The organism is uncultured Phenylobacterium sp. (assembly GCF_902826855.1).
Lineage (GTDB): Bacteria > Pseudomonadota > Alphaproteobacteria > Caulobacterales > Caulobacteraceae > Phenylobacterium.
The window spans coordinates 1-5,516 of sequence record NZ_CADEGK010000257.1; the positions used below are offsets into that span (position 1 = coordinate 1).

Sequence of the window (5,516 nt, forward strand, 5' to 3'; positions counted from 1 at the left end):
CCGCGCTCTCGAGGACGACGCTCGACCGCCGCATCGCGCGCGTGATGGAGCCGCGCGCCGCCGCCCCGCACCGCCGCCTTGAACCCATCCGCGCACTCAGCCAAGCCGGCGTGCCGGTGACCGTGATGGTGGCCCCGATCATCCCGGCCATCAACGACCGCGAGATCGAGGCGATCCTGGCGGAGGCGGCCAAGGTGACGCCGCCGACCAACCCGCCGCTGAAGGACCCGAGGACCTTCACCTTGATCGGGACTGACCGGGTGCGGCGCAAGGACTCCGGCGCCAAGAGCACCGGGACGGCGCGCTACACCCTCGACGTGCGGCTTCCGAAGATGCTGACGGCCATGGTGGCCCACCCCCCGCTCTTCGGCGCCAAGGTGAAGTCGTTCGACGACACGGCCGCCCGCAGGGTCCCTGGGGTCACCGACGTGTTCAAGATCCCCACCGGCGTGGCCGTGGTGGCCACCTCCACCTGGGCCGCGCGCCAGGGCCGCGAGGCGCTGAAGGTGGAGTGGAACGAGGCCAAGGCCGAGAAGCGTTCGACAGCGCAGATCGCCCAGCAGTACCGCGACCTGGCGTCCGGCAAGACGCCAGCCCCGGAGAAGGACGGCTGGGTTGCGTTCGAGACCAAGGGCGACGCCAAGCCTGCGGCCGGCGGTGCAGCGCTCGAGGCTACCTACGATTTCCCCTATCTGGCGCACGCCACGATGGAGCCGATGAACTGCGTGGCGATCGTAAAGGGCAATTCCGCCCGCCTGCTGTTCGGCTCGCAGATCCCCACGGTCGACCAGCTGAACACCGCCATGATCGTCGGCAACCTGCCCGGCGCCATCAAGATCGAGACCCTGTTCGCCGGCGGCTCTTTCGGGCGGCGGGCGAACTTCCAGTCGGATTACGTCGCTGAGTGCGTCCGGATCGCCAAGAAGGTGGGGAAGGGCACGCCGGTGAAGCTGGTCTGGACCCGCGAGGACGACATGCGCGCCGGCTATTACCGGCCCATGGCGCACCACGCCGTACGCGTCACCACGGACGCCGAGGGCATGCCTGTGAGCTGGCGCCACCGGGTGGTGACACAGTCGATCTCGAAGGGCGCGCCGGCCCTCGCCGGCGCGAAGCCGAAGTTCGACGAGACCTCGGTCGAAGGCGCGCTGGGGTCGCCCTACTTCAAGGCCACGCCGGTGGTGGACGCCCAGCTGATCAGCCCGGACGCCGGCGTGCCGGTGCTGTGGTGGCGCTCGGTGGGGGCGACCCACACGGCCTATGTCATGGAGCACACCATCGACCAGCTGGCCCGGGCGGCGGGCAAGGACCCGGTGGACTACCGCCGCGCCCTGTTCGCCCGGGCCGGCGCCAAGCGACATTTGGCGGTGCTCGATCTGGCGGCCGACAAGGCCGGTTGGGCAACGCCCGCGCCGGCAGGATGGACGCGCGGGGTCGCGGTGCACGAGAGCTTCGGCTCGGTGGTCGCCCAGGTGGCCGAGGTGAAGCTGGAGAACGGCGTCCCCAAGGTCGGCCGCGTGGTCACCGCCATCGACTGCGGCACGGCGATCTCGCCCGACCAGATCGCCGCCCAGATGGAGGGCGGGACCTGCTACGGCCTGTCGGCGGCGCTGTTCGGCGCGATCACCCTGACCGAAGGCCGGGTCGACCAGGGCAACTTCGACACCTACCGCGTGCTGCGAAACTCCGAGGCGCCGAGCGTGGAGACCTACATCGTGCCCTCCACCGCGACCCCATCCGGGGTCGGCGAGCCCGGGACGCCTGTGATCGGGCCCGCCGTGGCCAACGCAATACTGGCGATGACGGGAAGGCCGGTGCTGAGCCAGCCCTTCGTGAAGGCGTAGCTTCTCGTCCCGCGACGGGGCGGGAAAGCATGCTAACCAGCGCCGCATGACCTTCGACCTGATGCGGTTGATCGCGGCGCTGCTGGTGGTGGTGAGCCACACGTTTCCGCTGTCCGGCGCCCCGGCGTTGCGCATCACCGGCGTCGAGGATCTGGGCGCGCTGGGGGTCTCGATCTTCTTCGTGATCTCGGGCTACCTGGTGTCCGCCAGCTACCAGCGCGACCCGAAGACCTACCTGATCAAGCGCATCCTGCGGATCGAGCCGGGCCTGATCGCCTCGCTGGTCGTCACGGTCGTGGCGCTGGGTTTCGTCACCACCGCGCCGGCCGGGGTCTACTGGCCGAAGGCGGCCGAGTATGTGGCGCGTAACGCGCTCCTCTTCCCCACCACCTACGAGCTGCCCGGCGTATTCCAGGCCGCCCCGCTGGCGGGCGTGGTGAACGGCGTGCTGTGGACGCTGCGGCTGGAGTTCACCTTCTACGTGGTGCTGCTGCTGATCCGCGCGCGGCTGCCGCTGGTGCTGGGGCTCTGCGTGGCCTGCGCTGGGGTCTGGCTCGCGCTCGCTTTCGCTCGGCCGGACTGGGCGGACGAGCGGGCGACCCGCATCGCGTTCCTGGGCGGGCGCAGCGGCTTCCTGTTCTTCGCCGGCGCGGCCCTTCAACTGGCCAGGGTGCGCGTTCCGCTGTGGGCCGGAGCCATCGCGGCGGTGGCGTCCGCCGCGCCGTTCGTGGGGCCGCTGGCCCTGCCGGCCGCGGTCCTCGGCCTGGCGCGGCCGGGCAAGCTGCCGGCGGACCTCAGCTACGGCGTCTATATCTACGCCTTCCCGGTGCAGCAGGTGCTGGCCAGCTACGGCCAGCTGAACGTCGCCACCGCAGTGCTGGCCGTCCTGCCCTTCGCCGCGGCCAGCTGGTTCCTGGTGGAAAGGCCGGCGCTCAGGCTGAAGCCGGGGCCGCGGCCCGACTGGTGAACTAGCCTCGCCGGCGGCGGAACAGGCCCGCCACGTCCGCCTTCGCGCGCCGCCAGCCCAACCAGACGCCGGTGGCCACGCCCAGGCCGGCGGCCCCCAAGAGGAACGCCATTGCCGCAGCCCACCCCGCGCCACGGTCGAAGCCGCGGACCACGTCCTGGCCGTGCACGCCCTCCAACAGCCACCGATAGCTGCGGGCGGGCGCGTCCACCGCCCCCAGCACCTGGCCTGAGGCTGGGTCGATGTAGAACCGCACTCCGTCGGCCATCTCCACCCGATAGACCGGCAGGCTGACCGGCTGGTGATGGCCGCGGTAGTAGGCGTCCTCCTCCGTGATCAGCGACGCGCTGCGCGCCGGCCCCATCCGCGCGGCCGCGACGGCGAGGTCCGCGGCGGCGAGCGGCGCAGGTCGCCCGCCGGAGTCGAACCGCACCCCGTCGACCATCAGGTAGAGCCGGTCCGCCAGTGGGGCCGCCTTGATCTGCCGGCCGGTGACCCCGGCGTCCCGCAGCGCCCCGATGGCCTGGCGCAGGTCGCCGTGACTGAAGGCGCCGGCCAACTGCCCGGGCCGCTCGTCACTCCCGCTCTCCAGGAAGCCCCACGGGTTCATGGACACCAGCCCGCTGGCCACCCAGGTGAGCGTGAGAATGCCCGTCGCCAATCCCGCCAGGTGGTGCCAGGCCATCAGCCCCCGGAACGGTGACAGCCGCGCGTCGCGCCACGGCCGCCAGGCCACGAAGCCGAGGTAGAGGCCGGTGAGCGTCAGGAAGATCCCGATCAGCGAGGTCCAGATCACCACCTGCGTCCAGACCGCCGTGTTGGCCCGGAGCACCTGCGGGTAGAGCCAGTGCGGGATCGGGCCCAGCCAGTTGAGGATGCGCTCCACCCGGGTCGTCACCTGGGACACCTGGCCGGTGTGGGCCGAAACGTAGATCTCGGTCCGAGCCGGATCGTGGGCATGTAGCACCCAGAAGGGGCGGCGCTTGTCGAAGTAGCCGGTCACCGTCCACTGGTCGCGGTCCACCCAGGTCAGGGACGAAGACGCGACCGGGACTCCGATGGCCCGGGCGTAGGTCTCGGCGATCCGGCTTGCATCGGCGCCGCTGACCTCGTGGATGAAGGCCCCGGTGGTCAAGTCCTGCGTCTGGCCGTCGAAGCGCAGCACTGGCCGGCCAGCCAGATCCTCGACCGTGGCGGCCGTCACCTGCTGGACGTCCTGGATGTCGCCGGCGTGGCAGCACTGGCCCCAGGTGAGGGGCGCAAGCCCTGCCGCGCGCTCCGCCTCGGTGACCTCGGGCCAGTGGACGAACAGCATGGCCACGCCGCTCGCAAACCACACCAGCATCAGCAGGCCCATGACCACGCCGACGTAGCGGTGGACGATCACCAGCCACCGTGGGGCCCAGGCCTTGCGGACCGGCCGGTCTGTGGCGTCAGAAGCTATAGGCGTAGGTCACGTGCAGGGTCCGCGGCACGCCGCGGAAGTGGCCGATGAAGGGGTCGCCGCCGGCGTCGGTGAAGAAGCGCCGGGTCAGAACCGAGTAATGCTCGTCCAGCACGTTCTCCAGACGCGCCGAGAGCCGTCCCAGGTCGCCGATGTCGACATAGGCCGTGAGGTCGAGCACCGCGTAGTTCCCCCGGTTCACCCGTCCGATACCGGATGGCAGGCTGTCGAAGACGTCGCCGACCCAGTTGAGCCGTGCGATCCCGCCATAGGGCGCGCCTTGCGGGTGGATGTCGACGCTGGCCATGCCGAAGTCCTTCGGCACGTTGATCAACTGGTCCGAGCTGCCGGTCTGCCGGGTGCGGGCGTGGGTGTAGGACGCCTGCCAGGACATCCAGCTGACAGGGTTGCCCGACAGCACCACCTCGAAGCCCCGGGCCTTCACCTTGCCGGGCAGGTTGATGAACTGGGACACGTCGGGGTCAGGGGTTACACCCTCCAGGCTGATCAGGTCCTTGGTCTCGCGCCAGAAGCCGACCAGTTCGGCGCGGAAGGTCTCGGTCTGGCCGCCGAGCGACAGGTTCACGTTCTCGCTGCGCTCTGGCTTGAGGTCAGGGTTGCCGATCTCGCCGTTGTTCAGCGGGTCCTGGGCGAACAGGCTCTCGGCGTCGGGCAGGCGGAATGCCGTCCCGACCACGCCGCGGACGAAGAGGTTCGGGCTGAAGTCGTACTGGGCGGAGACAGTCCAGACCGTCGCGTCCTCGCTGTTCTTGGTGAAGTTGGAGCGGAAGCCGGCGGCGAGGTGGGCGTTCGCGATCAACTCGGGCCCGACCCGAACCTGGGCGAACACCGCCTGCGCGGTCTCCTTCTGCGGCAGGATGATCAGCACGTCGTCGCGGCCGCCGTAGCGCTGCAGGTCGTAGCCGCCCCAAACCTCCAGGCCGGGCTGCAGGACGTAGCGGCCCAGGGCGTTGATACCCTTGTCGTTGTACTGCCAGATCTCCTTGTCCGAGATCACCACCCGGCCGCCGCCAGGGGTGGTGTTGACCTGGTTGTAGTAGCTGTCCCAGTCGTGGAGGTAGGCCTTCACGTAGAGGCTGAGGCGGTCGCTGAAGGCCACGTCCAGTTTGAGGAAGGCCAGCTCCTCGTTGCGGTGGTTCAGCGCCTCGCTGACCAGGTTCGGCCGCGCCAGCTCCGCGAAGCCTTCGTTGTGGGTATAGCTGGCGGTAAGTCTGGCGTTGTCGGAGAGGTCGAGGGCGTA

4 protein-coding genes are annotated in these 5,516 nt (G+C 70.1%); 2 read left to right on the forward strand and 2 right to left on the reverse strand.

What is annotated here, in order from left to right; all coding sequences use genetic code 11:
• Both QZV94_RS22585 and QZV94_RS22590 read left to right on the forward strand, forming a co-directional pair.
• Nucleotides 1-1,844, forward strand: a 1,844-nt coding sequence (locus QZV94_RS22585) for a xanthine dehydrogenase family protein molybdopterin-binding subunit (RefSeq protein WP_293682313.1), incomplete at its 5' end; no start/stop codon positions are given.
• Nucleotides 1,845-1,890: 46 nt separating this feature from the next.
• A complete protein-coding gene (locus QZV94_RS22590; protein ID WP_293682316.1) occupies nt 1,891-2,811 on the forward strand; it encodes an acyltransferase in 921 nt (306 codons plus the stop codon).
• A gap of 1 nt (nt 2,812) precedes the next feature.
• On the opposite strand, the gene QZV94_RS22595 is transcribed toward QZV94_RS22590, so the two are convergent.
• A complete protein-coding gene (locus QZV94_RS22595; RefSeq protein WP_293682319.1) occupies nt 2,813-4,198 on the reverse strand; it encodes a hypothetical protein in 1,386 nt (461 codons plus the stop codon).
• A 46-nt stretch (nt 4,199-4,244) separates the two neighbouring features.
• A partial coding sequence (locus tag QZV94_RS22600) for a TonB-dependent receptor (protein ID WP_293682322.1) occupies nt 4,245-5,516 on the reverse strand: 1,272 nt, incomplete at its 5' end.